This window comes from Pseudomonas panipatensis (assembly GCF_900099785.1).
Classification (GTDB): Bacteria; Pseudomonadota; Gammaproteobacteria; order Pseudomonadales; family Pseudomonadaceae; genus Pseudomonas; species Pseudomonas panipatensis.
The window spans coordinates 814,532-837,197 of record NZ_FNDS01000001.1 but is presented as its reverse complement, the minus strand read 5'-3'; the positions used below and the strand labels follow the sequence as shown (position 1 = coordinate 837,197).

Genomic DNA, 22,666 nt, shown 5'->3' with positions numbered 1-22,666 from the left:
CCAGCGCGACGCGGCGCGTCAGCTATCTTGTTAAGCGGACGCGACACTCGCCGGGGCGCCGCTCGCGCGGTCCACGAGGACGCTCCGAGGCAAACGGCTCGGCGCTCTGACCGGGCCTTCGACGACAGGAAGCTCCTATGCGCAGCGTTGCCATCGCCATCGCCCTGCTCGCTCTGTCGGGCTGCATCTCGCCCAACCAGGGCAGGCCGGTCGTCTATGACGACTTCCCCGTGGCCGAATACCAGGCGCTGCCAACCAGCGGCAGCGGCAGGATCAGCGGCCAGGTGTTCATGAAGACCCGTGGCGGCCAACTGAAGCTGGGCGCGGGAAAGGACGTCGCGCTGATTCCCGCGACCAGTTATACGGCGGCGCTGCGCAGGGCCTACGAGGAGAGTCGGCCCATCGTCGCCCCCGACCCGCGGCTGCTCGCCTATACGCGCCATGCCCAGGCGGACAGCGACGGAAACTTCGTCTTCACCCAGGTTCCCGCCGGCCGCTACTACCTCACCAGCGAAGTGACCTGGGAGGCCCAGACGAAATTCGGCCCGGCCACCCAAGGCGGATTCATCCTCACGCCGGTCACCGTGAGCGAAGGCCAGGAGGCGCGGGTGAAGGTGACCCGCTAGGTCCTGCGCGACAATCACCCGCGCGCGGAGACCTTTCGCCGAGAGGCGGCACCCGGCCGACCGGTGCCGGTCGGATCGGCGACGGGCAAGGAATCGGATTGGCCGCCAATGAGGGTACAATCCGCGCTCAGCAACGACTAATCAGTACATCAATCAGTACATCAGAAGCACGGGCCTTAACGAGAGGCCCGCTCCGCCTGAGCTACAGGACATCACGTGGAACTGTTCAAAGAATTCACCTTCGAATCCGCCCATCGCCTGCCCCACGTGCCGGAGGGCCACAAGTGCGGTCGCCTGCACGGCCACTCGTTCCGCGTGGCGCTGTATATCGAGGGCGAGGTCGATCCCTACACCGGCTGGATTCGCGACTTCTCCGAGATCAAGCAGATCTTCAAGCCGATCTACGAGCAGCTCGATCACAACTACCTGAACGACATCCCCGGCCTGGAAAACCCCACCAGCGAAAACCTCTCGCGCTGGATCTGGCAACAGGTCAAGCCGCTGCTGCCGGAACTGTCCCGCGTGCGCGTGCATGAAACCTGCACCAGCGGCTGCGAATACCGCGGCGACTGAGCGCCGCCCGGAAATGCAAAAGCCCCGCCGATGCGGGGCTTTTGCATGGGCCTGGACTCAGCGCGTGCCGGTCGCGCGGCCGCTCTTCTTCTTGCCGCCGAGCAGGTGCGAGAAGACCGCGTGCAGGTCGCCGGAAGCGCTGTCGCTCTCCAGGTTCAGCTTGTCGTCGATGTGCTCCATGTGGTGCATCATCAGGGTCACGGCCTTTTCCTTGTCGCCCTTCTCGATGGCATCGAGGATTTCGTTGTGCTCATCGAACGAGCAGTGCGAGCGACCGCTGCTTTCGTACTGGGCGATGATCAGCGAGGTCTGCGACACCAGGCTGCGCTGGAAGCTCACCAGCGGAGCATTCTTCGCCATCTCGGCCAGCTTCAGGTGGAACTCGCCGGACAGGCGGATGCCGGCGCCACGATCGCCGCGGGCGAAACTCGCCTGCTCCTGGACGACCATCTCGCGCAGCTCGGCCAACGCCTCGGCGCTGGCGTTGTCCACCGCCAGTTCGGTGATGGCGCGCTCCACCGTGCGCCGGGCGAAGAGAATCTGCCGGGCTTCGTCGATGCTCGGGCTGGCCACCACCGCGCCACGATTCGGCCGCAGCAGCACCACCTGCTCATGGGCCAGGCGTGACAGGGCGCGACGGATGATGGTGCGGCTGACGCCGAAGATTTCCCCCAGGGCCTCCTCGCTCAGCTTGGTGCCGGGGGCCAGGCGCTGTTCGAGGATGGCATCGAAGATGTGCGCATAGACGATCTCGTCCTGCGTGCCGGTGCGGCTCTTGCCGGCGCGCGGCTGCTTCTTGATCTGTTGCAACTGGTCGGTCATCGGTCCTGAACCTTGTGAGCGAGCCGTGGGCCTGGGCGTGGTCCGTGCGCCAGGCAGCCGGCACGACAAAATGATGGCGATCAGTGTACACAAAACACCCAACCCCGCGCACTCGCCACGGCGCCCCTGGGCACGCCGCGCCGGCTCACTTCGGCTGAGCGTTTTTCAACCAGCCGGAGACGATTCGACTGACAGATTGTTTGGAAATCGCCGGCGGAAACGTACGAAACATTATTTGAATTTTTTGTATACAACCTCATAATCGCTCGCGTGACATCCTGACCATTAAGTCAGAAAAACACCCTCACAACCTTCTGCCGCGCAAGGGACCAAGGTGAACCAGCCGACAGCAAGGACCAACAACAAGAGCGCTGAGGAGTACCCGCTGTGGAAAGCACCAAACAAGAACAACAAGTCGCCTATGCCGCCAGCCCGCCCACCACAGGCCTGCTCGAACGCCTGTTCAAGCTCAGCCTGCACCAGACCACGGTGAAGACCGAACTGGCTGCCGGCCTGACCACCTTCATCACCATGGCCTACATCATCTTCGTCAACCCCAACATCATGGCCGACGCCGGCGTCGACCACGGCGCCGCCTTCGTCGCCACCTGCCTGGCCGCAGCGCTGGGTTGCTTCCTCATGGGACTGTATGCCAACTGGCCGGTGGGCCTGGCGCCGGGCATGGGCCTCAACGCCTTCTTCACCTACACCGTCGTCCACACCATGGGCTACAGCTGGCAGATCGCCCTGGGCTCGGTCTTCATTTCCGGCGTGCTGTTCATGCTGCTGACCTTCACGCGTATCCGCGAATGGCTGCTCAACAGCATTCCACTCAGCCTGCGCTTCGCCATGGGCGCGGGTGTCGGGCTGTTCCTCGGCCTGATCGGCCTGAAGACCGCCGGCATCGTGGTCGCCAGTCCGGCGACCCTGGTCCATCTCGGCGACCTGACCAAGCCCGCCCCGCTGCTGGCCGCCGTCTGCTTCCTGATGATCGCGGTGCTCGAATACCGCCGCGTGTTCGGCGGCATTCTCATCAGCATCCTCACCGTCACCCTGGCCGGTGTCGGCCTCGGCCTGGTGAAGTTCGGCGGAGTCTTCTCGCTGCCGCCGAGCCTGGCGCCGACCTTCCTCGCCATGGACATCGCCGGCGCCTTCAACGTGACCATGATCAGCGTGATCCTGGCCTTCCTCTTCGTGCACATGTTCGACACCGCCGGCACTCTGATGGGCGTGGCTCAGCGCGCCCACCTGGTCCGCGACGACGGGCGCATCGAGAACCTGTCCAAGGCCATGAAGGCCGATAGCGCCTCCAGCGTGGTCGGCGCCCTGCTCGGCGTGCCGCCGGTCACCAGCTACGTCGAGAGCGCCGCCGGGGTCGCCGCCGGCGGCCGCACCGGACTTACCGCGGTGACGGTCGGCGTGCTCTTCGTCGCCGCCATGTTCTTCGCCCCGCTGGCCGGGATGATCCCCGCCTACGCCACCGCCGGCGCGCTGATCTATGTGGCCATGCTGATGATGGGCGGCCTGGCGCACATCGACTGGAAGGAACACACCGAGACCATCCCGGCGATCGTCACCGTGATCATGATGCCGCTGACCTTCTCGGTCGCCGACGGCATCGCCCTGGGCTTCGTGACCTATGTGGTGATGAAGGTCTGCACCGGCCGCCGGAAGGACGTGACCGCAAGCCTGTATGCACTCTGCCTGATATTTGTAGCCAAATTCATCTTCCTGTAACCTGAGCCAGCCCCTCCCCAGCCCTGGCGCCTGTGTGCCGGGGCTCTTTCTTTGCGCGAGATGCCAGCGATGAACGTGGACACCTGGCTGCTCTACAGCAGCGCCGCCCTGGTCGTGATTCTGATTCCCGGTCCGTTGTCGCTGCTGATGGTCAGCAACAGCCTGAACTACGGCCTGCGCCGCTCGCTGCCAGCCTTCCTCGGCGGGGTCTGCGCCTCCATCTGCCTGCTCAGCGCCTCGGCCCTCGGCCTGGGCGCCCTGCTGCTGGCCTCGGAAAAACTCTTCAGCGCGCTCAAACTGATCGGCGCTCTCTACCTCTTCTATCTCGCCTGGCAGAGCTGGCAAGCCTCGCGCGTGGCCGGCAAGCCCGCCAGGGTGGAGGAGCAGCCGGTCAATCCCGGCTTCCGCAGCCTGTTCTGGAAGGCCTTCGGCCTGGGCGCGAGCAACCCCAAGGACATCCTCTTCTTCGCCGCCTTCCTGCCGCAATTCCTCAAGGCCGACCATCCGCTCTGGCAGCAATTGCTGGTGCTGATCCTCACCTGGGCCGTGCTCGACTTCGCCTGCAAGCTGTTCTACGGCCTCAGCGCCCACGGCGCCGCGCGCTTCCTGCGCTCGGGCAGGGGCCAGGCCTGGTTCAACCGTGGCAGCGCGGCGCTCTTCGCCAGCGCTGGCGGGGCGTCCCTGTTGAGCCGCTGAGCCCCCGGCAGAGCGCAGCCGAGCGCCGCCCCTTTTCCACCACGCAAAAAGAAGCCCGCCATGCCGGCGGGCCAACAGAGACGCCACGAAGAGTCCGAGGGAAGTCGTGGATGGCGGCGAACTAGCTGCCGCGATAGGTCGAGTAGCTGTAGGGGGAAATCAGCAGCGGCACGTGATAGTGGTCGCTCTCGCAAGCAACGCCAAAGCGCAGCACCACCTGGTCAAGGAAGGCCGGCTGCGGCAATTGCACGCCACGACCGCGGTAGTAGTCGCCGGCATGGAACAGCAATTGATAGACACCGGCACGAAAATCAGCGCCCTGCAGCAGCGGCTCGTCACAACGGCCGTCGTCATTGGTCACGCGGCTGGCGATCAGCTCCAGTTGCTGGCCCTCCACGCGGTACAGCTCGATCCTGATGCCATGGCCGGGACAGCCGTGGGCGGAATCCAGTACATGCGTCGTCAAACGTCCCATGGGTCTTCGGCGGCGCCGGCATAGCGGCGCACACCCTCCTCCTTACAGTTGTGCAGTTTAGGTTGCACCGCGCGGCCCATGGCCGCCTCGGCGAGTGAAGAAAACATACGTTATCACCAACGAATTGTATACAAAAATCCAGCACCGCCCCGAAACGGACCATTCATCAGGCGCCGCACCATTTCGTCGCACACCAGCCACTATAGGACTTGCGCGGCAGCCACCTGACCGTTCAGGCAAGTTATTTGCTTGAAAGAAGCCTATCCAGAGCGTTGCCGATCGGTGCCACTCGGCGAAGCGGTGTATTTACATTCAGACACTCAACTTGTATACAATGTTGCCATTCCGGCTGCACGAAAGCGCCCACGGGCACGCACGCCGAGCCATCCACAAGAAGGAATACTGCAGTGAGCGCTGACTATCCACGCGACCTGATCGGTTACGGCAACAATCCTCCCCATCCGCGCTGGCCGGGCGATGCCCGCATCGCCCTGTCCTTCGTGCTCAACTACGAGGAAGGCGGCGAGCGCTGCATCCTCCACGGCGACAAGGAATCCGAGGCCTTCCTCTCCGAGATGGTCGCTGCCCAGCCACTGCAGGGCGTGCGCCACATGAGCATGGAATCCCTCTATGAATATGGCAGCCGCGCCGGCGTCTGGCGCCTGCTCAAGCTGTTCAGGAAATACGACCTGCCGCTGACCGTGTTCGCCGTGGCCATGGCCGCTCAGCGCCATCCCGAGGCGATCCGCCAGATGGTCAAGGACGGCCACGAGATTTGTAGCCACGGCTACCGCTGGATCGACTACCAGTACATGGACGAAGCCCAGGAGCGCGAGCACCTGCTGGAAGCCATCCGCATCCTCACCGAACTGACCGGCGAGCGCCCGCTGGGCTGGTACACCGGCCGCACCGGCCCGAATACCCGGCGCCTGGTAATGGAGGAAGGCGGCTTCCTCTACGACTCCGACACCTACGACGACGACCTGCCCTACTGGGACCCGGCGAGCAGCGCCGAAAAGCCGCACCTGGTGATCCCCTACACGCTGGACACCAACGACATGCGCTTCACCCAGGTGCAGGGATTCAACAAGGGCGACGATTTCTTCGAGTACCTCAAGGACGCCTTCGACGTGCTCTATGCCGAAGGCAGCGAAGGCGCGCCAAAGATGCTCTCCATCGGCATGCACTGCCGCCTGCTTGGCCGCCCGGCACGCCTGGCGGCGCTGGAGCGCTTCATCCAGTACGTCAAAGGCCACGAAAAAGTCTGGGTGGCGCGCCGCGTCGACATTGCCCGCCACTGGCACGACAACCATCCGTTCAAGGCCGAGGAGCGCCCATGAGCCGTTTTCAGACCCTGACCCCGGCGCGCCTCGACCGTGCCGCCTTCGTCGCCGCCTTCGCCGATATCTACGAGCACTCGCCCTGGGTCGCCGAAAAGGCCTACGACCTCGGCGTGGACGACAGCCTCAATGAGATCGAAGCACTGCAACAGCGCATGGCCGACATCCTCCTGTCGGCCAGCCGCGACGCCCAACTGGCGCTGATCAACGCGCACCCGGACCTGGCCGGCAAAGCCGCCGTGCGCGGCGAGCTGACCGCCTCCAGCACCTCCGAACAGGCCGGCGCCGGCATCCACCAATGCACCGCCGAGGAGTTCGCCCGCTTCAACGCACTCAACGACGCCTACAAGGCCAGGTTCGGCTTCCCCTTCATCAAGGCGGTGAAGGGCAGCAACCGGCACCAGATCCTCGCCGCCTTCGAAGAACGCATCCACAACACGCCGGAGCAGGAATTCCAGACCGCCCTGGCGGAAATCAACAAGATCGCGATGTTCCGCCTGCAACAGCTCTGAGCGAGCCACGGGCGGAAATTCAGGTAACCAAGGAGAACAAGATGAGAACCTACAACGCTCCCTTCGAGAAGTTCGTCAACCTCGCGGATGACCGCCTCGGGAGCAAGGTGATCAGTGTCACCGACGAATGGTTCGCCGCTGCCAGCCGCATGCTGCAGCCCACCGCCGCGGTGTGGAAGGAAGGCGTGTTCGATGACAACGGCAAGTGGATGGACGGCTGGGAGTCCCGCCGCAAGCGCTTCGAGGGCTACGACCATGCGGTGATCCGCCTGGGCGTGCCGGGCTCGATCAAGGGCGTGGATATCGATACCAGCTTCTTCACCGGTAACTTCCCGCCGTCGGCGTCGCTGGACGGCTGCTTCGTCGCCGAAGGCGACCCGAGCGACGACACCCAGTGGAGCGAAGTGCTGTCCTCGGTCGAACTGCAGGGCAACAGCCACCACTACCATGCCATCGACGACGACCGCCCCTACACCCACCTGCGCCTGAATATCTACCCGGACGGCGGTGTGGCGCGCCTGCGCGTATACGGCATCCCCTTCCGCGACTGGGCCAAGCAGAACCCCGACGAGCAGGTCGACCTGGCCGCCGCGCTCAACGGCGGCCGCGCCCTGGCCTGCTCCGACGAGCACTTCGGGCGCATGAGCAACATCCTCAACCCGGGCCGCGGCGTGAACATGGGCGACGGCTGGGAAACCGGGCGCCGCCGCACCCCGGGCAACGATTGGGTGATAGTCGCGCTGGGCCATGCCGGCATCGTCGAGAAAATCATCGTCGACACCCTGCACTTCAAGGGCAACTACCCGGAAAGCTGCAGCATCCAGGGCGCCTTCGTGAAGGGCGGCACCGACAGTCAGATCGCCACCCAGAGCCTGTACTGGCGCGAACTGCTGCCGAGCCAGAAGCTGCAGATGCACCAGGAACACAGCTTCATCGAGCAGATCAAGGAACTCGGACCGATCACCCACGTGCGCCTGAACATCTTCCCGGACGGCGGCGTCAGCCGACTGCGCCTGTTCGGCAAGGTCGCCGGGTAAGGCATCGACGCAGCCCGCCCGGCGGGGCGGAACGATCAACGAATACAAGCAGACCCACCATGCGCACCCTGAAAATCGAGCCACTGACCAAGCAAGCCTTCGCCCCGTTCGGTGATGTCATCGAAACCGACGGCAGCGACTACTTCATGATCAACAACGGCTCCACCCGTCGCTACCACAAGCTCGCCACGGTCGAGACCGCGCAGCCCGAGGATCAGGCGATCATCAGCATCTTCAGCGCCGAGGCGCTGCAGGTGCCCTTGCGTATCCGCATGCTGGAGCGTCACCCGCTGGGCAGCCAGGCCTTCGTGCCGCTGCTCGGCAACCCTTTTCTGGTCGTGGTCGCGCCCTATGGCGATGTACCTGTACCGGGTCTGGTCCGTGCCTTCCTGAGCAACGGAAGGCAGGGCATCAATTACCACCGCGGCGTCTGGCACCACCCGGTGCTGACGATCGAAAAGCGGGATGACTTCCTGGTGGTCGATCGCAGTGGTTCCGGGAACAACTGCGACGAGCATTTCTTCACCGAGGACGAACAGCTCCTCCTCGACCCCCACTCAAACCAATAAGAGAGGTCCGGAAGCTGGCGTGCCGGCGGACGGGCAAGAGGTAAAAGACTGTGGAAGCACATCTCATCGAATGGCTGAACCTGCTGGTTCGCTGGATTCACATGACGGTCGGCATCGCCTGGATCGGTGCCTCGTTCTATTTCGTCTGGCTGGAAAACAACCTCAACCGGGTCAACCCGCGCGACGGACTCTCGGGCGACCTCTGGGCGATCCACGGTGGCGGCATCTACCACCTGGAGAAGTACAAGCTGGCCCCGCCGAAGATGCCGGAGAACCTGCACTGGTTCAAATGGGAGGCCTACTCCACCTGGCTGTCGGGCGTCTGCCTGCTGACCATCGTCTTCTACCTGAACCCGAGCCTCTACCTGATCGCTCCCGGCAGCAGCCTGGCGCCGGCCGCGGCCATCGCCATCGGCATCGGCTCGCTGATCGCCGGCTGGTTCATCTACAGCGCCCTGTGCGACTCGGCCCTGGGCAAGACTCCGGCGCTGCTCGGCGTCATCCTCTTCGCCCTGTTGGTGCTGGCGGCCTTCCTGCTCAGCCAGGTGTTCAGCGGCCGTGGCGCCTACCTGCACGTCGGCGCCATCATCGGCACCATCATGGTCGGCAACGTATTCCGCGTGATCATGCCGGCCCAGCGCGCACTGGTTAAGGCCATCGAGGAAGGCCGCACGCCCGATCCGGTACTGCCGGCCAAGGGTCTGCTGCGCTCGCGGCACAACAACTACTTCACCCTGCCGGTGCTGTTCATCATGATCAGCAACCACTTCCCGAGCACTTATGGCAGCCACTACAACTGGCTGATCCTGGCCGGCATCGCCGCCATCGCCGTACTGGTCCGTCATTACTTCAACACCCGCCACAACGGCAACGGCTTCGCCTGGGCACTGCCGGCCGGCGCGGTGGGCATGATCGCCCTGGCCTTCGTCACCGGCCCGAACCTGCAGACCGCCAGCAGCGGCAGCGCCCAGGTGCAGAAGATCGAGTACCAGCCGTTGCCGGGCACCGCCATCGGTGGCAAGACCGCTGCCGAACTGGCCAAGGAGGAAGCCGCCAAACCGGCCCAGGCGCCGACCGCCCCGGTCCAGGCATCGACGGCCAGCGATGCGGACTTCGACAAGGTCCATCAGGTCATCGAGCAACGCTGCGCCGTCTGCCACTCGGCCAAACCGAGCAACCCGATGTTCAGCGCCGCGCCGGCCGGGGTGATGTTCGATACGCCGCAGCAGATCCAGGCCCAGGCCACGCGCATTCAGGCACTGGCGGTGGCGTCCCAGGTGATGCCGCTGGGCAACATCACCCAGATGACCCAGGACGAGCGCAACCTGCTCGGTTCCTGGATCGCCAAGGGTGCCCAGACCAATTGAGGGCGAAACCCGAGTGAACGAAAAACCGCACCCATGGGTGCGGTTTTTTTGCTTCTCCCCGCCACGAACGGCGTGGCCGGGGACGCCGGGATCAGCCGTTGAGACTGGCCGACTCCGATTTCTGCGGCGCGCGCAGGACGCGGTTATCGCTGAGGGGCAGGCCCTCCGGTCGATACCCCAGGCGCAAGCCGCCCCAATGCCGGCCATCGACCATGATCGGCACCGAAAGGTCGTGCATCAGCTCGCCGGTATCGCGGCAGTAGGTCTGCAGCAACAGCGCCTGCTGATGGCTGCCGCAACGGATGCCGGTGCGGTCGTCGAACATGCGTTTGCTGCGACTCTTGAGCATGTCCACCTGCAGATCGCCGCTGGGCGGCTGGGCGAAGGCGCGGTTATGCGTCGGCACATAGCCCTCGGGCGTGCAGGCGATGGCGAAGACCAAGCCCTCATGGCGCTGCAGCAAGTCTTCCTGGATGCGCGGCAGGACCTCGTCGGTGTAGCGGTCGAAGCGCGTCCGGTACTTCTGCGGCTGAGTTCCGGGCAGCGGCTGGTATTGACGATCGAACAGGTCCTCGGCGCTGATCCGCCCGTCTTCGATATCCGCGCTGAAGCGGGCAGCGATGGCGCGCGCGCCTTCGCGGGCGAGGTCATAGACACGCTGGTGGTAATCGTCCAGGCCAACCTCGGCCAGGCGCTCGCTGATCGCTTCGGCCTGCGCCTCCAGATGCACCGCGGCGTCCGCCAGGCGATGGGTCTGCTCGTCGCTGACGCGCAGGTCGCCACGCATGCGCTCGACCGCGGCGAACAGGCTGTCCAACTGGTGGCGATTGATTTCCGCGCCTTCGGCGATCTCGGTGATCTGCCGTTCCACGCTGGCGGCGTACCCGGCGATCCCTTCCAATTGCCGGCCGGTGTGTTCGACCTGCCCCACGCCCTCATCGAGATCGGCGGCCAATTGGCGAATCTGCTCGGCCACCTCCCCGGTACGCCGCTGGATGTCCTCGACCATCTGCCCGACTTCCTCGGTGGCCTCCGCAGTGCGTCCGGCCAGGCCACGCACCTCCTCGGCGACCACTGCGAAACCACGGCCGTGCTCGCCGGCGCGGGCCGCTTCGATGGCGGCGTTGAGCGCCAGCAGATTGGTCTGGCTGGCGATCGACTGAATCACCTGGGCCACGCGCTGGATGTCCTCGCTGCGCTGGCTGAGCGCTTCGATCAGCTCACGGCTGGCGCCGGCGCGGGCACTGAGTTGATGCATGCGCGCGATGGCACTGCGCAGTTCGCCGCGCCCGTCGTCGCTGGCGGCTCGCGCCTGGATGGCCGCGTCCATGGCCTGGCGGGCCAGGCTGGAGGTGGCGCGCTCGGTATGAATCATCACCTCGGCGCTACCGACGATCTGCTCGGCCGCGCTCAACTGCGACGCCTGGCGCTCCACCAGGCGCTGCACGGAATAAGACACGCCGGCGGCGGACAGTGCGTTGTGACTGGTGCTATGGGACAGATCGCGGGTCAGCGCCGCCATTTCCGGAGCGGCCGCCACGCTACCCGGCGCCGGCCGACGTTCACCGATGAACCAGGGCAGCCAGAGCAGCACGGCCCCCAGCAGCAGGCACAGCGAAAGCGGCCAGCCGCCCAGTGCCTGAGCGACGAACAGTAACAAAAGGCCGGCAGTCTGCAGGGAAAGAACGAGGAAGATACGCGAACGCGCGGGGTCCATTAGGGCACCTCTCCAGCCGCCAACCCTTCCGCCACACGGTGCGGAACGAGTTGCTCAGGCCCTGATTATTGTTGTCAGGGCCATTAGGCGACCAATCGCCACTGGCGGCTATCGTTCCTTAGTCGGTAGCAGGAGATTTCTGTAAGGCGATGTCGCATCACTACCAAGGTACAAGCCTTCCCCCCTGAACAGACAAAGGCGCGAAGCCGCCGAGCCCCACAAACGCGCAAGGAAACAGCCTTCGGCTGACGATGCCGAATCCGGGCAGCGCCCTCAGCCATTGCCGAGGAAGCGCCGCCGGTGCTCAGGCAAGGGCAACAGGCAATGCTCGTAACGGCCGAACAGCGCATAGCGGTTGCGCGCGATGCGGTCGTAGCACCAGTCGCGCAAAGCACGCGGCAACAGGCGCAAGCTGCGCAGATGACGCCAAGGCGCGGGCAATTGGCCGATCACGGCGAGGAACGCATCGCTCTTCTCCCAGGCCCTGGCGCCCTCGACATAGAGCATGGTGTCGAAACGCTCGGTCGGCAGGCCGAACCAGGCGAGGATCGCCTGCCCTTCCGGTGACTGCACACTGCACAACTTGATGGACTCGCCACGATCATGGCGGATGAGGAAGCGGCTCCAGCCATTGCACAGCCGGCAGACTCCATCGAACAGAACGACCTTGTCGCCTTCGTTCAGATGTGGGGGAAGTTGCATATTCCGGACTCCCGAGCACGCGTGAAAGCCGCGCCTGCCGAGTGTAAGCCAACGGAGCCCGGACTGATCCTGCGCCGCGACGGCGGGGCGCAGGATCAATCGCTGGCGCCGGACTGATAGCTGCTCTCGACGCAGCCATTACGGTCGAAATCGACACTGAAGACGTTCAGGTACCTGTCGTTCCAATAGGTACTGGTGCCGCCACCACGGGCGCTGCTCTGCTTGCTCGGGGTGCCGAACATGCTTTCGATCTCCTTGCGGCTCATCCCCGGAACGATCTCCTTGCGCACCATGGCGGTACGCAAGTCGCGCTCGGAAAGACCGGTGGAACACGCCGGCGCCTCCAGCGAACCACCCACCACCGTGACCCGCGTGCCGCCGCTCGCCGGAGCAGGCGGCGGCACCGGCTGCGCAGCGCTCGACGGGGGCGCCTGCATCGGCGCGGCGGGCGCCATCAACGCAGACTCGCCCACCCCGCTGGGACGAGGGTTCTGCACCTCCACCTGAAGCCCCGGCGCCTTGCCGTTCGGGCAACTCTGCTGGGTAAAGGTCACCCTGCCCTGCGCATCGATACACTTGTAGACCGTTTCCGCCTGGACCCCGGTGGCGCAGAGCAACAACGAAACCGCGACAGTCAATCCCTTCATACAGCCTCCCTGGCTGAGCGATTGCAGATTGACAGCTCTGACCCTCGGCGAGCGGAAAGTTCCGGAACGCGCGTACGGACTGCGGCGCAACCACCAGCGCCGCCGCCATCCGGTCGGCCTCGGCGACTGGCTTTCTGGTAAGATCGCCGCCTTCCCCATTGCCATGTTTTCGCCGGGCTCGAACCCAGCGGCGAACGCCTATACAGATCAGCATGCCCGAAGAATCCCCCGCACTCCCCCAAGCCACGCACCCTGAGCCCTCCCGCCGCTTCTCCGTGGCGCCGATGATGGACTGGACCAACACTCCTTAGAGCTACAGCAAATACCAGCCTCTCAGACCACCTCCGCTATTCATGTACCATTTCTGTACCGTTGGATTCCCTGAGCTTTTTCAGCGAGGCCTTGCTGCGCTACCTACCTTCGCACCTTCATAAAAGTCATCCATAATCATTGTTGACTATTTCGTGCCACCTATACGATGACATAGCTTAGTCTCGATAGAGCGGTGGGCCCCTTGATAAATGCAGCCTATATTCCATATGGACACGCTGGACGTCTGAGAGGAATTATGCGAGAAATTTTTAATTTAGCTGGAGAATAGGGAGACAAAATGCCGAAGGACTGGGTCGAAGAGCTTATGCAGTTGATGTGCGCGAGCAATCTTCCACAGGAAAACATCAGGACCGCTCAGCAGTTGAAACGCCGAAATTTTCCAGAATCACTGTATAAGTTTCGCGAGGTCAACGACTATTCCTTGAGCAATCTAAGAGACTCCACACTCCACCTAACTTTCGCGAGCAATTTTAACGACCCATACGACTCCGCAGTGAATTTTGATCCTCACTTCGGAAAATCTCATATCGAATTGTTACTAGAGCACACTGAAGGAATATACGAGGAAGATCGCCAATCGATACTGTGCGCAAGTGATCCGATTTTAGAGCTGGTTAAGCATGACTACTCTCAAATAGACGCAGCCACCCAGATTGGCGATGAGGAACTAGCGAAAGTAGCTACGGTGATAAAAGATAGTCACGCAAACTTTATTGCCAAGACCATCACTGAGATGAACAGGCAAATTCAGAACTCTTACAAAATCTGCTCACTCACCGAGCGACTGGACTCTTTGCCACTTTGGGCCCATTACGCCAAGGATCACACCGGTTTCGCGATGAGGTACGACTTTCGAGGTTTGCCGCCCGAAAACATGGTTGGCCTATTACTGTGGCCTGTCATATATAGTGGCGTTTTCAATGCTTCTAATTTACTTCGCGGGGCTAACTCAGGGAAGGCATTCAACAATTTGTTCGGCGTGATCGCTGCACTTCACAAATCACCCGACTGGGACTACGAGGAAGAGTGGAGACTGGTTTTACCAGACAGTAAGGACGAACCACCTAGAAATTTATTTGCTCCACTCAAAGCTGTTTATTTAGGTTCAAAAATTAGCGAGAGCAATGAGACATTAGTAATTAGGGAAGCGCACGCAGCAGGCATTCCTGTATTCAAAATGCGCTTAATTCCGCATGAATTTCGTATGGAAGCAGTACCTCACCCCCTATAATTATCAAAAGACCAATCGAAAAGTTAGTTCTAAATAGCACCTATCCTGTTGAAACAATAAAGCTTCAACTGCCTCGATGAATCTTTATCACAAAAGCGGGATCAGCCATGGTTATAGGATGGTTAAACTAGGTAAGTTCCCAAATCAGGCATACTGCCCGAACCAACTATAGGAGCATTGGAATGACAAAGCAATTTGACCCTCAGGCTAGCTATGATGTCGAGTTTCAGCAGATGAAGGTTGCTGAACTGGTGAAGGGGGTGTTCTATGAGATCCCCCCTAAATTCGAGGAAAAGAATGGGCGAGTTATCGACGGCCTCTATATGATCGGTGATCAGGTCATAGGGCGGATCGATGGACTGGCCATCATTAGAGCGGACGGTAGCCGGTTTGACTTGGTGCCTAAAGCCTAAGTTCTTCGTATAACAGCCACATTGAAAAATAGCTTACACATACGAGCCCGCCTTGGCGGGCTTTTTACAGGAAAATCTGCCAGATTCCAGCTCACCGAATCCCCTTCTGCACTTCAAAGGTGGGTACTGAAATCAACTAAAATGTTCTGCCTGCCCCCCAGCTCGATAGCGCCTATCGCACCACCCATAGCTGATTGAGCTTGGTGGTGTAACTCTGGCTCATCAGCTCCCGCCTCATGCCCCAATCAGGCTCGGCAGGAACCCCACAAGGCCGAACTGTCCCCCTTCCCCACTTCGCATTGATCGCGTCCATCACCGCCATGGCCTTGCCTGCACGCTCCGGCTGTACTTCGGCGAACAGGTCGCCCGTGAACTCACCAGGCTGCCTCAAATCCATCAGCAGCACCTCAGCCTTGCTGAAGGCGAACCCGGGCCGGTAGATCAGATCCAGCCCCTCGCCGGCAGCCTTCGTGATCACTCGGGTGTCATCGGTGGGGTACGGCAATTCCACGCTCACACCCTTCGCGAACTTCGGCTCGTCCGGGTTGAACATCCCGGTGCGAATGCTGACCTGCACCCTCTTGCAGACCGAGCCCTGGGCGCGCAGCTTCTCGCAGGCGCGCGCCGCGTAGGTGGCCACCGCCTCGCGGATCGATGCCAGGTCGTGCAGACGCTTACCGAACATCCGGCTGCAGCAGATCTCCTGCTTGGGCGGCGCTGCCTCTTCCAACTCCAGGCAGGCCACGCCGCGTAGTTCGCGTGCCGTCTTCTCGACAACCACGCTGAACTGTTTCCGCAATGTCCAGGAGTCGGCCTGGGCCAGATCCCAGGCAGTCTTGACGCCCTGGACGTTGAGGTGCTCCTGCATCCGACGACCAATACCCCACACGTCGCCGACGTCGCACGCCTTCAGTAACCGATCGCGGCGGGCCGGATCGCGGACATCGAGCACGCCCCCGGTCTGCGCCTGCCACTTCTTCGCGCCATGGTTCGCCAGCTTCGCCAGGGTCTTCGAGGTGCCGATGCCGACCCCGACAGGAATGCCGGTGCAGCGCAGCACGCGGGCGCGCATCTCTCGACCGACCCGCACCAGGTCGCCGGGTATACCAGTGAGGTCTGCAAAGCACTCGTCGATGCTGTAGACCTCCACGGCCGGCGCCATTTCCTCGAGGATTGTCATCACCCGCTGGCTTATATCGCCGTAGAGGGCATAGTTGCTGGAGAACGCCAGGATGCCCAGGCGCTGCAGCTTATGGCGAATCTTGAAGTACGGCTCCCCCATGGCCACGTGAGGCTTCGCGTCAGCGCTCCGCGCGATCACGCAGCCGTCGTTGTTCGAGAGCACGACGATGGGTGTCCTGGCCAGATCCGGGCGGAAGACGCGCTCACAGCTGGCATAAAACGAGTTGCAATCGATCAGCGCAATCGCGCGCTCAGTCATGGTCGTGGCACCGCACGCTGTATCGAACCACGCCCCATACCAGCAGCTCGTCGCCCTCCAAGATGTAGCGCGGCGGATACTTCGGGTTCTCGGCCCGCAGGATGACCTGGCCGCCCTCCTTTGCCAGGCGCTTCACCGTCGGCTCGCCGTTCACCGCTGCGATCACGATGTCACCCGGCTCAGCCTCGCGAGAGCGATCGACCACCATCAGGTCCCCGTCATGGATGCCCGCACGGATCATGCTGTCGCCGCCCGCTCGCACCAGGTAGGTGTGTGGAGCCCGCACCTGCAGGACCTCATCAAGGGAAATTTCGCGCTCAAGGTGATCCTGAGCAGGCGATGGGAAGCCAGCGGGGACACGGAAGGCGAACAGAGGAAGGCGGCGGCTACGAGCCACCAGGCGCGCGACTATGTCTGGAAGCATGAGAAACATCCGAATTACTGTATATAAATACAGTAATAGACTACGAGCATTTCCTACAATAGGTCGGGAGATAAGCGGAGGGCGTAGCGATGTGCGGACGAGTGGCGCAGTTTGATTCTTGGGAGGAGCTGGTGCGAATCATGCGCTGGCCAGGACCGGCCGAAGAGAAACAACAGGCAGAGCCGCGGTACAACGTGGCACCGACCACGCCTACTCTGCTGATGGTGAACGACGAAGGCGCGCTGATCGGTGAGCGTGTGAGATGGGGATGGCGACCGCACTGGGTGAAGGACAAGCCGGCCCCGATCAACGCCAGAGTGGAGAAAGTGGCGCACGGGCCGTTCTTCCGGGCGATCTGGCCGCACCGCGCCATCTGCCCCATCTCCGGCTGGTATGAATGGGTCGACGAGGGCGGACCGAAGAAGCAGCCCTATTTCATCCGACGTCGTGATGGTCAGGCCTGCCTGACTGCAGCTATCGGTCAGTTCCCCGCTGGCGACCGAGAGGCTAGCGAGCACGACGGCTTCGTGATCATCACCGCAGGCGCCCAGGGCGGAATGGTCGATGTCCACGACCGCCGTCCAGTAGTGCTGTCGCCAGAATTTGCCACCGAGTGGATGGACACGGCGACGCCCAAGGAGCGCGCCGAGCAGATCGCGCTGATTGAAGGAGAACCGGCAGACGCTTTTGAGTGGTACCCCGTAGACAAAGCAGTGGGCAACGTGCGAAATCAGGGTCCGCACCTGATAGAGGCAATCGGCCACCCATGAAAATCACCAAGCGTGGAAGATATCGCAACGACGGAACAACCGAGCTGGCTGACGATGAAATGAAAATTCGAATCGTCCATGCCGAGAAGCAAAATGACGATCTTGCTCTGCAAGTCAAAGGCAAAGACCAAGGCAACAACTATGTGTATTCCGTCATCCTAGATGACGATGAATTGCTGAAATTTGTTCGCCATCGACTCTCTCGTGCAGGCGGCGGCCGGGCAGAGAAAGCCGTTGGCGAGGGTGCTCTAGCAACCCTCGCTCAGCTTCTTTCAGCCTCCTCGAACTGAACTAGAAGAGCCCACCGAGCGCCGCAGGCTCCCAGTTCATGATCACCAACTCCCCTGTCAGCTCAGCCTGGCCTTGCCGGTGGTTGGTATTGCTGTAGCGGATGTCCAGGCGCTCGGTATGGAAGCCCTCAAACACACGGCGGATGTCGGGATGGTCATTGATGCTGACCATCACCTTGCCCTTGCAGCGCCGCATGAAGTCGGCCATCCGCTCGTACTCATCGAACGGGAATTCCACGCCATAGCCCTCAGTTTTCCAGTACGGCGGGTCCATGTAGTGGAAGGTGTGCGCGCGGTCGTATCGCTCAGCACACTCCAGCCAGGGCAGATTCTCGACGTAGGTGCCGGCCAGGCGCTGCCAGGCCGCCGACAGGCTTTCCTCGATGCGCAGCAGGTTGATCGCTGGCCCAGTAGTGGCCGTGCCGAACGTCTGCCCGCTGACCTTTCCACCGAAGGCATGGTGCTGTAGGTAGTAAAAGCGCGCGGCGCGCTGGATGTCGGTGAGGGTTTCGGGGCGAGTGATCTTCTGCCACTCAAAAACCTGCCGGCTGGAGATCGCCCACTTAAACTGCCTGACGAACTCCTCCAGGTGGTTCTTCACCACCCGGTAAAGGCAGACGATGTCGCCGTTGAGATCGTTGAGCACCTCCGTCGGTGCCGGCATCGGCCGGAGAAAGAAGAGCGCGGCGCCGCCGGCGAACACCTCGACGTAGCACTCGTGCGGCGGGAATAGCGGGATCAGACGGTCAGCCAGGCGGCGTTTGCCACCCATCCAGGGGAAGATCGGATTGGTCATTTGAGCAAGCCTTTACTGTATGGATAAACAGGTGTTAGGCTCCGCGCGCTTCGTGCACGAGGCGGGAGCCATGGCTGGGCTTGCAGGGATGTTCTGCAGGTTCGGCGGCTGGCGAGGTGTTCCAGCACCCCGCCGGTCGCTCCTTTTCACTTTGCCGGCGACGAGTTCGCCAGCAGTTCGGTCTTCCTGGCGCTGTCCGATGTCGTGCCGAACCAGAAGGCCATGACCACGCCCCAAGCGGTGGACAGGCTGCCAAGCATCAGCAGCAGCGCCTGCGAGTCAGCGACATGTAAGACGCCAAGCATCATGCCGGACAGGATGGCGAAATAGCCGAAGGTCACGATTATCGACAGCGCCGACGGCACCCAAGAGCGCTGGGCGACCTGCATCGCCCGGGCGTCCTTCCGATCACCGCTGGCCAACGCCTCCAGGTCGGCCGCCTGCTTGAAGCCGAGGGCCTGCATCTGCATAGCAAAGGCATGGTCGGCTTGCTTCACCGCCAGCAGTTGCTCGGGTGTGGCGCCGGAGATCGCTTGTTTCACCGCATCCGCGGTCTTATCTGACAGCCCCATGGCGCCCGCCGCGGCGTCAACCGCCAGACCTCCGAGCGGACCGCCGAGAGCTGTGCCGATCCAAGGGGCCAGCGACTTCAGTACCGATTGCCAGTCCATCATGCAGCCGCCCCCATCGCTTTCAGGTAGTTGGCCGGCCACTCCGTTGGCCGGGGCTTGCCGGGACGCCAGACGCGCGAGTAGAGCGACCAGCCGCCAGCGGTATCGCCCAGCACAGGAAGCGCCTGGACGTCGGTCCAGAGCAGCAGGCGCGCAAACGCCGCAGCCAGGATATCGTCTTGCTCGATCGCTCCCCACACAGCCTGCTCGGTCGGCTCAACACCGCGCTGCGCGCAGATACTGCAGGCAAGCTTGGTTGAGGCCGAGTGGGTCAGCACGCCATGCACGCCGCCGCCCCGCTCCATCTGCCAGAAGCCACGCGCTGGGCCGTTCCCCATCTGTCTTCGGTAGGTGAAGCCGGACTCCTGCAGGCCGATTCCGAGGATCATCGCGATGGCCGCAGGGCTGCTCATTTTCGCAGGCAGCAGGGACAGCGCCGGCTCGAGGACCGAGCGGCGCACCTGGATCAATTCCATAGGCATCTCCAGAAACGAAAATGCCCGCCTATCGGCGGGCATGGTGGGTGAAGGTATTGCTATCCTTCGGCCGCCAACTGGAGGTCGACCGATGAAGGAACAACGGACGTTGAATGGGCTCCGCGCCCACGTTGACCAGCTCCTGCAACAGGGCTGGAAGATCACCGCACGAGAGCCGCTGCTGCTGAAGTACGGCCGCAACCGACTCCGCTATGACTGCGGCATGCTGATCAGCGAGATCGACTCAGACCTCGATGTCGAACTGCGGCAAGCTCGGCGCCGAGCCTGACACCTCCCCATCCGTGATGAATGCGTTCTGTCCCTCCGGCACCGACGTGCCGCGGGCAACCACCTCGATGCCGTTGCGCATCTGGATGCGGCTGATGCCGGCCGCCGTGTCGACGCTGAGCACCAGCCCGACCGTCCGCGACCCGCCAGGCAGCAGGCCGATAAAGCGCTTCCAGGGGTTTACCGTGGCCATCAGTTGCCGCTCCCGTAGTGACGTTCGATCTTCAGGGTCTGCCAAACGCGGCTGGCCCCTACCCCGTCGGCGCTGATCTCGGTCCCCAGGCACAGGCCGCGCCAGGTCGTATCATCGTCACGGCATTCCGTCAGCATCGCCGGCAGCACCAGCCCCGGCGCGCTTCCGCCCTTCTCGAACAGCGGGATGCGCCGCGTCTCGATGGCCTGATTACCGCCCTTGGACAGTTCGCAGATCCCGCGCGAGCGCGCCACGTCGACGGTGGTGATCCAATCGTCAATGACATCCGCCGCTGGCTCATCACCCGCCGTGCCAGCTCGCCGCACCTGGACGCCCACGCCATAGTTGGCGCCGCTGACGTAGACGAAATTCCACTGGGGCTGCGGACTCCATTCACTGCCCCACTCCGCGACGATCTCCGTCGGGATGATGCAGTCCGGCACCGCGCCACCCCAGTACCAGGTGGCCTCGCGGTAGCGCGGCAGCACTGTGAAACCATCGGCGGCCATTTCAGGCCGCACAACGGCGCCGGCCACCTCGGCAAGCCGGTGGATGATCTGCATCGGGGTCTGGCTCTGGTAGCTGAAAGCGCCGGCCGGCAGGGTCCAATCGGGCGGCCCCATACCGACCGTGTCCCAGCTCGCAGAGAACCCAGTGTTCTGCAGCTGGTCGTCGATGATGTTGCGGGCGCTGACCATCGCCGCATTGAGGCCACTGCGTTGCGGCGCGTAGGGCGCGTCGAGCAATTGCGTGCGACTTGACCCACTGATGCTGTAGCGCTCGCTCGGGTGCTTACCGCTGCCGCTGTAACGCTCAACTAGGAAGCGCCACACCCAGCCGTTGATGGTCAGCTCGACCGTCTTCGGGCCATTGGCGTCCGGCACCACCAGGTTCAGCGAGGTGCGCCCGAACAGCTCGGCGCTGAACGACCAGGCGAAACTGTCGATATCCAGGTTGGCGCGGATGTTGGTGGCGTCCAGCGGCGTGCCGCTGGGCAGCACGACCAGGGTCACCGTGTTGGCGATCATGTAGGTCTCCAGAATGTCGGGTTCCTGCGGCGGATCGATTACCACAACAGGCCCGGGGTAGTCCGGGTAAACGATCCCGGTCGGCTTCGGATCGGTCGGCGTACCCCACCCCCACGGCATGGTGCGCATCTGTTCGAGGATGCGCGCTGGGGTAAAGCGCACCGACAGACCACTGTCCACGGGCTGAATGGCATGCTGCTGCGCCGTATAGTGGAAGTCGAAGAACACCGACGCCGTGGTGCTGGGAACGTAGCGCTGCCCTGAGAATGAAAACTCCACCAGCCCAGCCACCGGGATGTACAGGCTTGCAGCGCGCTCTGCCGCGGCATCGAAGCGCTCGCCGAACTCGTCGCAGCGATACCAGGCTTGACCGCTCAACGTGTCCTTCAGCGCAGGCCTCGGGCTATAGAGCAGCCGCAGGCGCACATCCTGCGGCGTGATCGAGCGGTCCCAGCCCAGGCGCCGCGCCAGATCCTTCTGGGCGACTGTGTCCCAGCGTCCGCCGGTACCGATGTCACGTCCCGCCACACGACTCCAAGCCGAGGCCTGCTGCTGGTCGATCTGCGGGGCAGCGTCCCAGCTTCCCACCTGGCTTGCGTCCAGGATCTCAGCGCGCCCCCACGGCCCAGCAGCGGACGCTTCCTTGGCAGCCACCGCGCCCCACTCCGAACGGCGCGCAGGGTCGAGCGGGCGGCGGGCCTTGCTCCAGCCCGCCGCCGTGTCATGGGTCAGCATCAGGTCACCTCAACAGGAATGGGGCCGCGCCCCTGCGGTGCGTAGTACCGGACCACCTCGGCCCGTGCGGTTCCCAGCGGCTGCGGCCCCTGCATGCTGTCGTCCCACCAGGCTGGCTCTGTCGTCGGAAGCTGGCCAGCCTGGGTGACTCGGTAGAGCCAACCCAGGAACACCGTCGGCCGGATCAGCGTGCCGACCGCAACACCGAGATTCGGCTGGAATACCGTGCCCCAGGTGTCTAGGGCCATGACATACACCTGACCGCTACCGGCCACGCGGAGATCCAGTGCGACCGATCCGCCTGCTGTAACCCCGTAGCCAGCAACACGCCACTCACCACTCGCCACCTGCTCGACAGCAACGACCTGTCGAGCAGCTGGCAAACCGTCGACCTTGACCACAGCAGCCAGTGTTGCCGGAACCCCACCACCACTGCCTGATCCATCATTGAGATCAAGGGCGAATGTCACGTCCTCGCTGATGGCTGGATAGCGCGAAGCGGCACGTTTAGGGACAGCAGTATCCAAGGCAGTTAGCAGCCATTGACCATCAACAGCCGATGCCACGAAGCGCTGCACAGCGTTGACGCCATCAGCAGCCACGAACACAGCCGACAATGTCAGCGCGCCTGGGTTCAGCATAAGCACAGACTTGCTGTTGGCTGTTTGCTTCCCATCACGAGTCAAACTGATCGTAATCTTCCGCAGCGCCACCCCGAGGCTCAAAGAGATAACCGGGACAGGGACCACCACCATGA

At 62.9% G+C, this 22,666-nt stretch carries 26 protein-coding genes; 13 read left to right on the top strand and 13 right to left on the bottom strand.

Annotated features, from left to right (window positions below; all coding sequences use genetic code 11):
- Positions 1-137 precede the first annotated feature (137 nt).
- Complete coding sequence (locus BLQ74_RS04065) at positions 138-626, top strand: carboxypeptidase-like regulatory domain-containing protein (protein WP_090261098.1); 489 nt, start codon at positions 138-140, stop codon at positions 624-626.
- A 216-nt stretch (positions 627-842) separates the two neighbouring features.
- The gene (gene queD / locus BLQ74_RS04060; protein WP_089391973.1) at positions 843-1,199 is read left to right on the top strand and encodes a 6-carboxytetrahydropterin synthase QueD; all 357 of its coding nucleotides are present in this window, start codon (positions 843-845) and stop codon (positions 1,197-1,199) included.
- Between the two features lie 57 nt (positions 1,200-1,256).
- Here queD and BLQ74_RS04055 read toward each other — a convergent pair whose 3' ends face one another.
- Positions 1,257-2,021, bottom strand: coding sequence for a GntR family transcriptional regulator (locus BLQ74_RS04055; RefSeq protein WP_090261096.1), 765 nt, complete (start codon positions 2,019-2,021; stop codon positions 1,257-1,259).
- Between the two features lie 387 nt (positions 2,022-2,408).
- Here BLQ74_RS04055 and BLQ74_RS04050 point away from each other — a divergent pair, with 387 nt between their 5' ends.
- Together BLQ74_RS04050 and BLQ74_RS04045 are read left to right on the top strand one after the other, a co-directional pair.
- Positions 2,409-3,758, top strand: a complete 1,350-nt coding sequence (locus BLQ74_RS04050) for an NCS2 family permease (protein ID WP_090261094.1) — start codon at positions 2,409-2,411, stop codon at positions 3,756-3,758.
- A gap of 69 nt (positions 3,759-3,827) precedes the next feature.
- A complete protein-coding gene (locus BLQ74_RS04045) occupies positions 3,828-4,454 on the top strand; it encodes a LysE family translocator (RefSeq protein ID WP_090261092.1) in 627 nt (208 codons plus the stop codon).
- Between the two features lie 121 nt (positions 4,455-4,575).
- Here the strand turns inward: BLQ74_RS04045 and uraH are convergent, their stop codons facing one another.
- A complete protein-coding gene (uraH, locus tag BLQ74_RS04040) occupies positions 4,576-4,929 on the bottom strand; it encodes a hydroxyisourate hydrolase (RefSeq protein ID WP_090261090.1) in 354 nt (117 codons plus the stop codon).
- Between the two features lie 407 nt (positions 4,930-5,336).
- Here uraH and puuE point away from each other — a divergent pair, with 407 nt between their 5' ends.
- Genes puuE through BLQ74_RS04015 form a run of 5 tightly spaced genes read left to right on the top strand, consistent with a single transcriptional unit; the run spans position 5,337 to position 9,754 of the window.
- The gene (puuE, locus tag BLQ74_RS04035; RefSeq protein WP_090261088.1) at positions 5,337-6,269 is read left to right on the top strand and encodes an allantoinase PuuE; all 933 of its coding nucleotides are present in this window, start codon (positions 5,337-5,339) and stop codon (positions 6,267-6,269) included.
- Positions 6,266-6,781 (top strand): 2-oxo-4-hydroxy-4-carboxy-5-ureidoimidazoline decarboxylase, encoded by a 516-nt coding sequence (uraD, locus tag BLQ74_RS04030; protein ID WP_090261086.1) that lies wholly within the window; start codon positions 6,266-6,268, stop codon positions 6,779-6,781. Before puuE ends, uraD begins: the two co-directional genes overlap by 4 nt.
- A 41-nt stretch (positions 6,782-6,822) precedes the next feature.
- Positions 6,823-7,818: an allantoicase gene (gene alc, locus BLQ74_RS04025; protein WP_090261084.1), complete on the top strand. Its 996-nt coding sequence runs from the start codon at positions 6,823-6,825 to the stop codon at positions 7,816-7,818.
- 59 nt (positions 7,819-7,877) lie between these two features.
- Entirely contained in the window at positions 7,878-8,387 is a 510-nt protein-coding gene (locus BLQ74_RS04020) for an ureidoglycolate lyase (RefSeq protein ID WP_090261082.1), read from the top strand.
- 50 nt (positions 8,388-8,437) lie between these two features.
- Positions 8,438-9,754, top strand: coding sequence for a urate hydroxylase PuuD (locus BLQ74_RS04015; protein WP_090261080.1), 1,317 nt, complete (start codon positions 8,438-8,440; stop codon positions 9,752-9,754).
- Positions 9,755-9,845: 91 nt separating this feature from the next.
- Here BLQ74_RS04015 and BLQ74_RS04010 read toward each other — a convergent pair whose 3' ends face one another.
- The 3 genes from BLQ74_RS04010 to BLQ74_RS04000 all read right to left on the bottom strand — a co-directional run bounded on the left by BLQ74_RS04010 (position 9,846) and on the right by BLQ74_RS04000 (position 12,820).
- Positions 9,846-11,084: a methyl-accepting chemotaxis protein gene (locus tag BLQ74_RS04010; protein WP_425287478.1), complete on the bottom strand. Its 1,239-nt coding sequence runs from the start codon at positions 11,082-11,084 to the stop codon at positions 9,846-9,848.
- A 660-nt stretch (positions 11,085-11,744) separates the two neighbouring features.
- Positions 11,745-12,173 carry a thiol-disulfide oxidoreductase DCC family protein gene (locus BLQ74_RS04005; protein ID WP_090261075.1) on the bottom strand — a complete coding sequence of 143 codons (429 nt, stop codon included), beginning with the start codon at positions 12,171-12,173 and terminating at the stop codon, positions 11,745-11,747.
- Positions 12,174-12,268: 95 nt separating this feature from the next.
- On the bottom strand, positions 12,269-12,820 hold the full coding sequence (locus tag BLQ74_RS04000) for a DUF4124 domain-containing protein (RefSeq protein WP_170842757.1): 552 nt from the start codon (positions 12,818-12,820) through the stop codon (positions 12,269-12,271).
- A gap of 610 nt (positions 12,821-13,430) precedes the next feature.
- On the opposite strand from BLQ74_RS04000, the gene BLQ74_RS03995 reads away from it, so the two are divergent.
- Entirely contained in the window at positions 13,431-14,384 is a 954-nt protein-coding gene (locus tag BLQ74_RS03995) for a DUF2971 domain-containing protein (RefSeq protein WP_090261070.1), read from the top strand.
- 182 nt (positions 14,385-14,566) lie between these two features.
- Entirely contained in the window at positions 14,567-14,797 is a 231-nt protein-coding gene (locus tag BLQ74_RS03990) for a hypothetical protein (RefSeq protein ID WP_090261069.1), read from the top strand.
- 172 nt (positions 14,798-14,969) lie between these two features.
- Here the strand turns inward: BLQ74_RS03990 and BLQ74_RS03985 are convergent, their stop codons facing one another.
- A complete protein-coding gene (locus BLQ74_RS03985) occupies positions 14,970-16,238 on the bottom strand; it encodes a Y-family DNA polymerase (protein WP_090261067.1) in 1,269 nt (422 codons plus the stop codon).
- Positions 16,231-16,662, bottom strand: a complete 432-nt coding sequence (locus BLQ74_RS03980) for a LexA family protein (protein WP_090261191.1) — start codon at positions 16,660-16,662, stop codon at positions 16,231-16,233. The genes BLQ74_RS03985 and BLQ74_RS03980 overlap by 8 nt, the downstream gene beginning before the upstream one ends.
- Positions 16,663-16,751: 89 nt before the next feature.
- Here BLQ74_RS03980 and BLQ74_RS03975 point away from each other — a divergent pair, with 89 nt between their 5' ends.
- Positions 16,752-17,432 carry an SOS response-associated peptidase gene (locus BLQ74_RS03975; protein ID WP_090261065.1) on the top strand — a complete coding sequence of 227 codons (681 nt, stop codon included), beginning with the start codon at positions 16,752-16,754 and terminating at the stop codon, positions 17,430-17,432.
- Positions 17,429-17,722: a hypothetical protein gene (locus BLQ74_RS26930; RefSeq protein WP_139199029.1), complete on the top strand. Its 294-nt coding sequence runs from the start codon at positions 17,429-17,431 to the stop codon at positions 17,720-17,722. Before BLQ74_RS03975 ends, BLQ74_RS26930 begins: the two co-directional genes overlap by 4 nt.
- A 1-nt stretch (position 17,723) precedes the next feature.
- On the opposite strand, the gene BLQ74_RS03970 is transcribed toward BLQ74_RS26930, so the two are convergent.
- The 6 genes from BLQ74_RS03970 to BLQ74_RS03940 form a co-directional block, all read right to left on the bottom strand.
- On the bottom strand, positions 17,724-18,518 hold the full coding sequence (locus BLQ74_RS03970) for a DNA adenine methylase (protein WP_090261063.1): 795 nt from the start codon (positions 18,516-18,518) through the stop codon (positions 17,724-17,726).
- Between the two features lie 146 nt (positions 18,519-18,664).
- On the bottom strand, positions 18,665-19,192 hold the full coding sequence (locus BLQ74_RS03965; protein ID WP_090261062.1) for a hypothetical protein: 528 nt from the start codon (positions 19,190-19,192) through the stop codon (positions 18,665-18,667).
- Entirely contained in the window at positions 19,189-19,665 is a 477-nt protein-coding gene (locus BLQ74_RS03960) for a hypothetical protein (protein WP_090261060.1), read from the bottom strand. The genes BLQ74_RS03965 and BLQ74_RS03960 overlap by 4 nt, the downstream gene beginning before the upstream one ends.
- Before the next feature lie 244 nt (positions 19,666-19,909).
- Positions 19,910-20,146, bottom strand: a complete 237-nt coding sequence (locus BLQ74_RS03950; RefSeq protein ID WP_090261056.1) for a hypothetical protein — start codon at positions 20,144-20,146, stop codon at positions 19,910-19,912.
- Complete coding sequence (locus BLQ74_RS03945) at positions 20,146-21,909, bottom strand: hypothetical protein (RefSeq protein WP_170842756.1); 1,764 nt, start codon at positions 21,907-21,909, stop codon at positions 20,146-20,148. Before BLQ74_RS03945 ends, BLQ74_RS03950 begins: the two co-directional genes overlap by 1 nt.
- Positions 21,909-22,664, bottom strand: coding sequence for a hypothetical protein (locus BLQ74_RS03940; protein WP_090261054.1), 756 nt, complete (start codon positions 22,662-22,664; stop codon positions 21,909-21,911). Before BLQ74_RS03940 ends, BLQ74_RS03945 begins: the two co-directional genes overlap by 1 nt.
- Positions 22,665-22,666 lie beyond the last annotated feature (2 nt).

Coding starts and splice junctions, on each gene's coding strand:
- BLQ74_RS04065 (WP_090261098.1), top strand. CDS start 138: ATGCGCAGCGTTGCCATCGCCATCGCCCTGCTCGCTCTGTCGGGCTGC.
- BLQ74_RS04055 (WP_090261096.1), bottom strand. CDS start 2,021: ATGACCGACCAGTTGCAACAGATCAAGAAGCAGCCGCGCGCCGGCAAG.
- BLQ74_RS04045 (WP_090261092.1), top strand. CDS start 3,828: ATGAACGTGGACACCTGGCTGCTCTACAGCAGCGCCGCCCTGGTCGTG.
- uraH (WP_090261090.1), bottom strand. CDS start 4,929: ATGGGACGTTTGACGACGCATGTACTGGATTCCGCCCACGGCTGTCCC.
- uraD (WP_090261086.1), top strand. CDS start 6,266: ATGAGCCGTTTTCAGACCCTGACCCCGGCGCGCCTCGACCGTGCCGCC.
- alc (WP_090261084.1), top strand. CDS start 6,823: ATGAGAACCTACAACGCTCCCTTCGAGAAGTTCGTCAACCTCGCGGAT.
- BLQ74_RS04020 (WP_090261082.1), top strand. CDS start 7,878: ATGCGCACCCTGAAAATCGAGCCACTGACCAAGCAAGCCTTCGCCCCG.
- BLQ74_RS04010 (WP_425287478.1), bottom strand. CDS start 11,084: ATGGACGCGGCCATCCAGGCGCGAGCCGCCAGCGACGACGGGCGCGGC.
- BLQ74_RS04005 (WP_090261075.1), bottom strand. CDS start 12,173: ATGCAACTTCCCCCACATCTGAACGAAGGCGACAAGGTCGTTCTGTTC.
- BLQ74_RS04000 (WP_170842757.1), bottom strand. CDS start 12,820: ATGAAGGGATTGACTGTCGCGGTTTCGTTGTTGCTCTGCGCCACCGGG.
- BLQ74_RS03995 (WP_090261070.1), top strand. CDS start 13,431: ATGCCGAAGGACTGGGTCGAAGAGCTTATGCAGTTGATGTGCGCGAGC.
- BLQ74_RS03990 (WP_090261069.1), top strand. CDS start 14,567: ATGACAAAGCAATTTGACCCTCAGGCTAGCTATGATGTCGAGTTTCAG.
- BLQ74_RS03985 (WP_090261067.1), bottom strand. CDS start 16,238: ATGACTGAGCGCGCGATTGCGCTGATCGATTGCAACTCGTTTTATGCC.
- BLQ74_RS03980 (WP_090261191.1), bottom strand. CDS start 16,662: ATGCTTCCAGACATAGTCGCGCGCCTGGTGGCTCGTAGCCGCCGCCTT.
- BLQ74_RS03975 (WP_090261065.1), top strand. CDS start 16,752: ATGTGCGGACGAGTGGCGCAGTTTGATTCTTGGGAGGAGCTGGTGCGA.
- BLQ74_RS26930 (WP_139199029.1), top strand. CDS start 17,429: ATGAAAATCACCAAGCGTGGAAGATATCGCAACGACGGAACAACCGAG.
- BLQ74_RS03970 (WP_090261063.1), bottom strand. CDS start 18,518: ATGACCAATCCGATCTTCCCCTGGATGGGTGGCAAACGCCGCCTGGCT.
- BLQ74_RS03965 (WP_090261062.1), bottom strand. CDS start 19,192: ATGATGGACTGGCAATCGGTACTGAAGTCGCTGGCCCCTTGGATCGGC.
- BLQ74_RS03960 (WP_090261060.1), bottom strand. CDS start 19,665: ATGGAATTGATCCAGGTGCGCCGCTCGGTCCTCGAGCCGGCGCTGTCC.
- BLQ74_RS03950 (WP_090261056.1), bottom strand. CDS start 20,146: ATGGCCACGGTAAACCCCTGGAAGCGCTTTATCGGCCTGCTGCCTGGC.
- BLQ74_RS03945 (WP_170842756.1), bottom strand. CDS start 21,909: ATGCTGACCCATGACACGGCGGCGGGCTGGAGCAAGGCCCGCCGCCCG.
- BLQ74_RS03940 (WP_090261054.1), bottom strand. CDS start 22,664: ATGGTGGTGGTCCCTGTCCCGGTTATCTCTTTGAGCCTCGGGGTGGCG.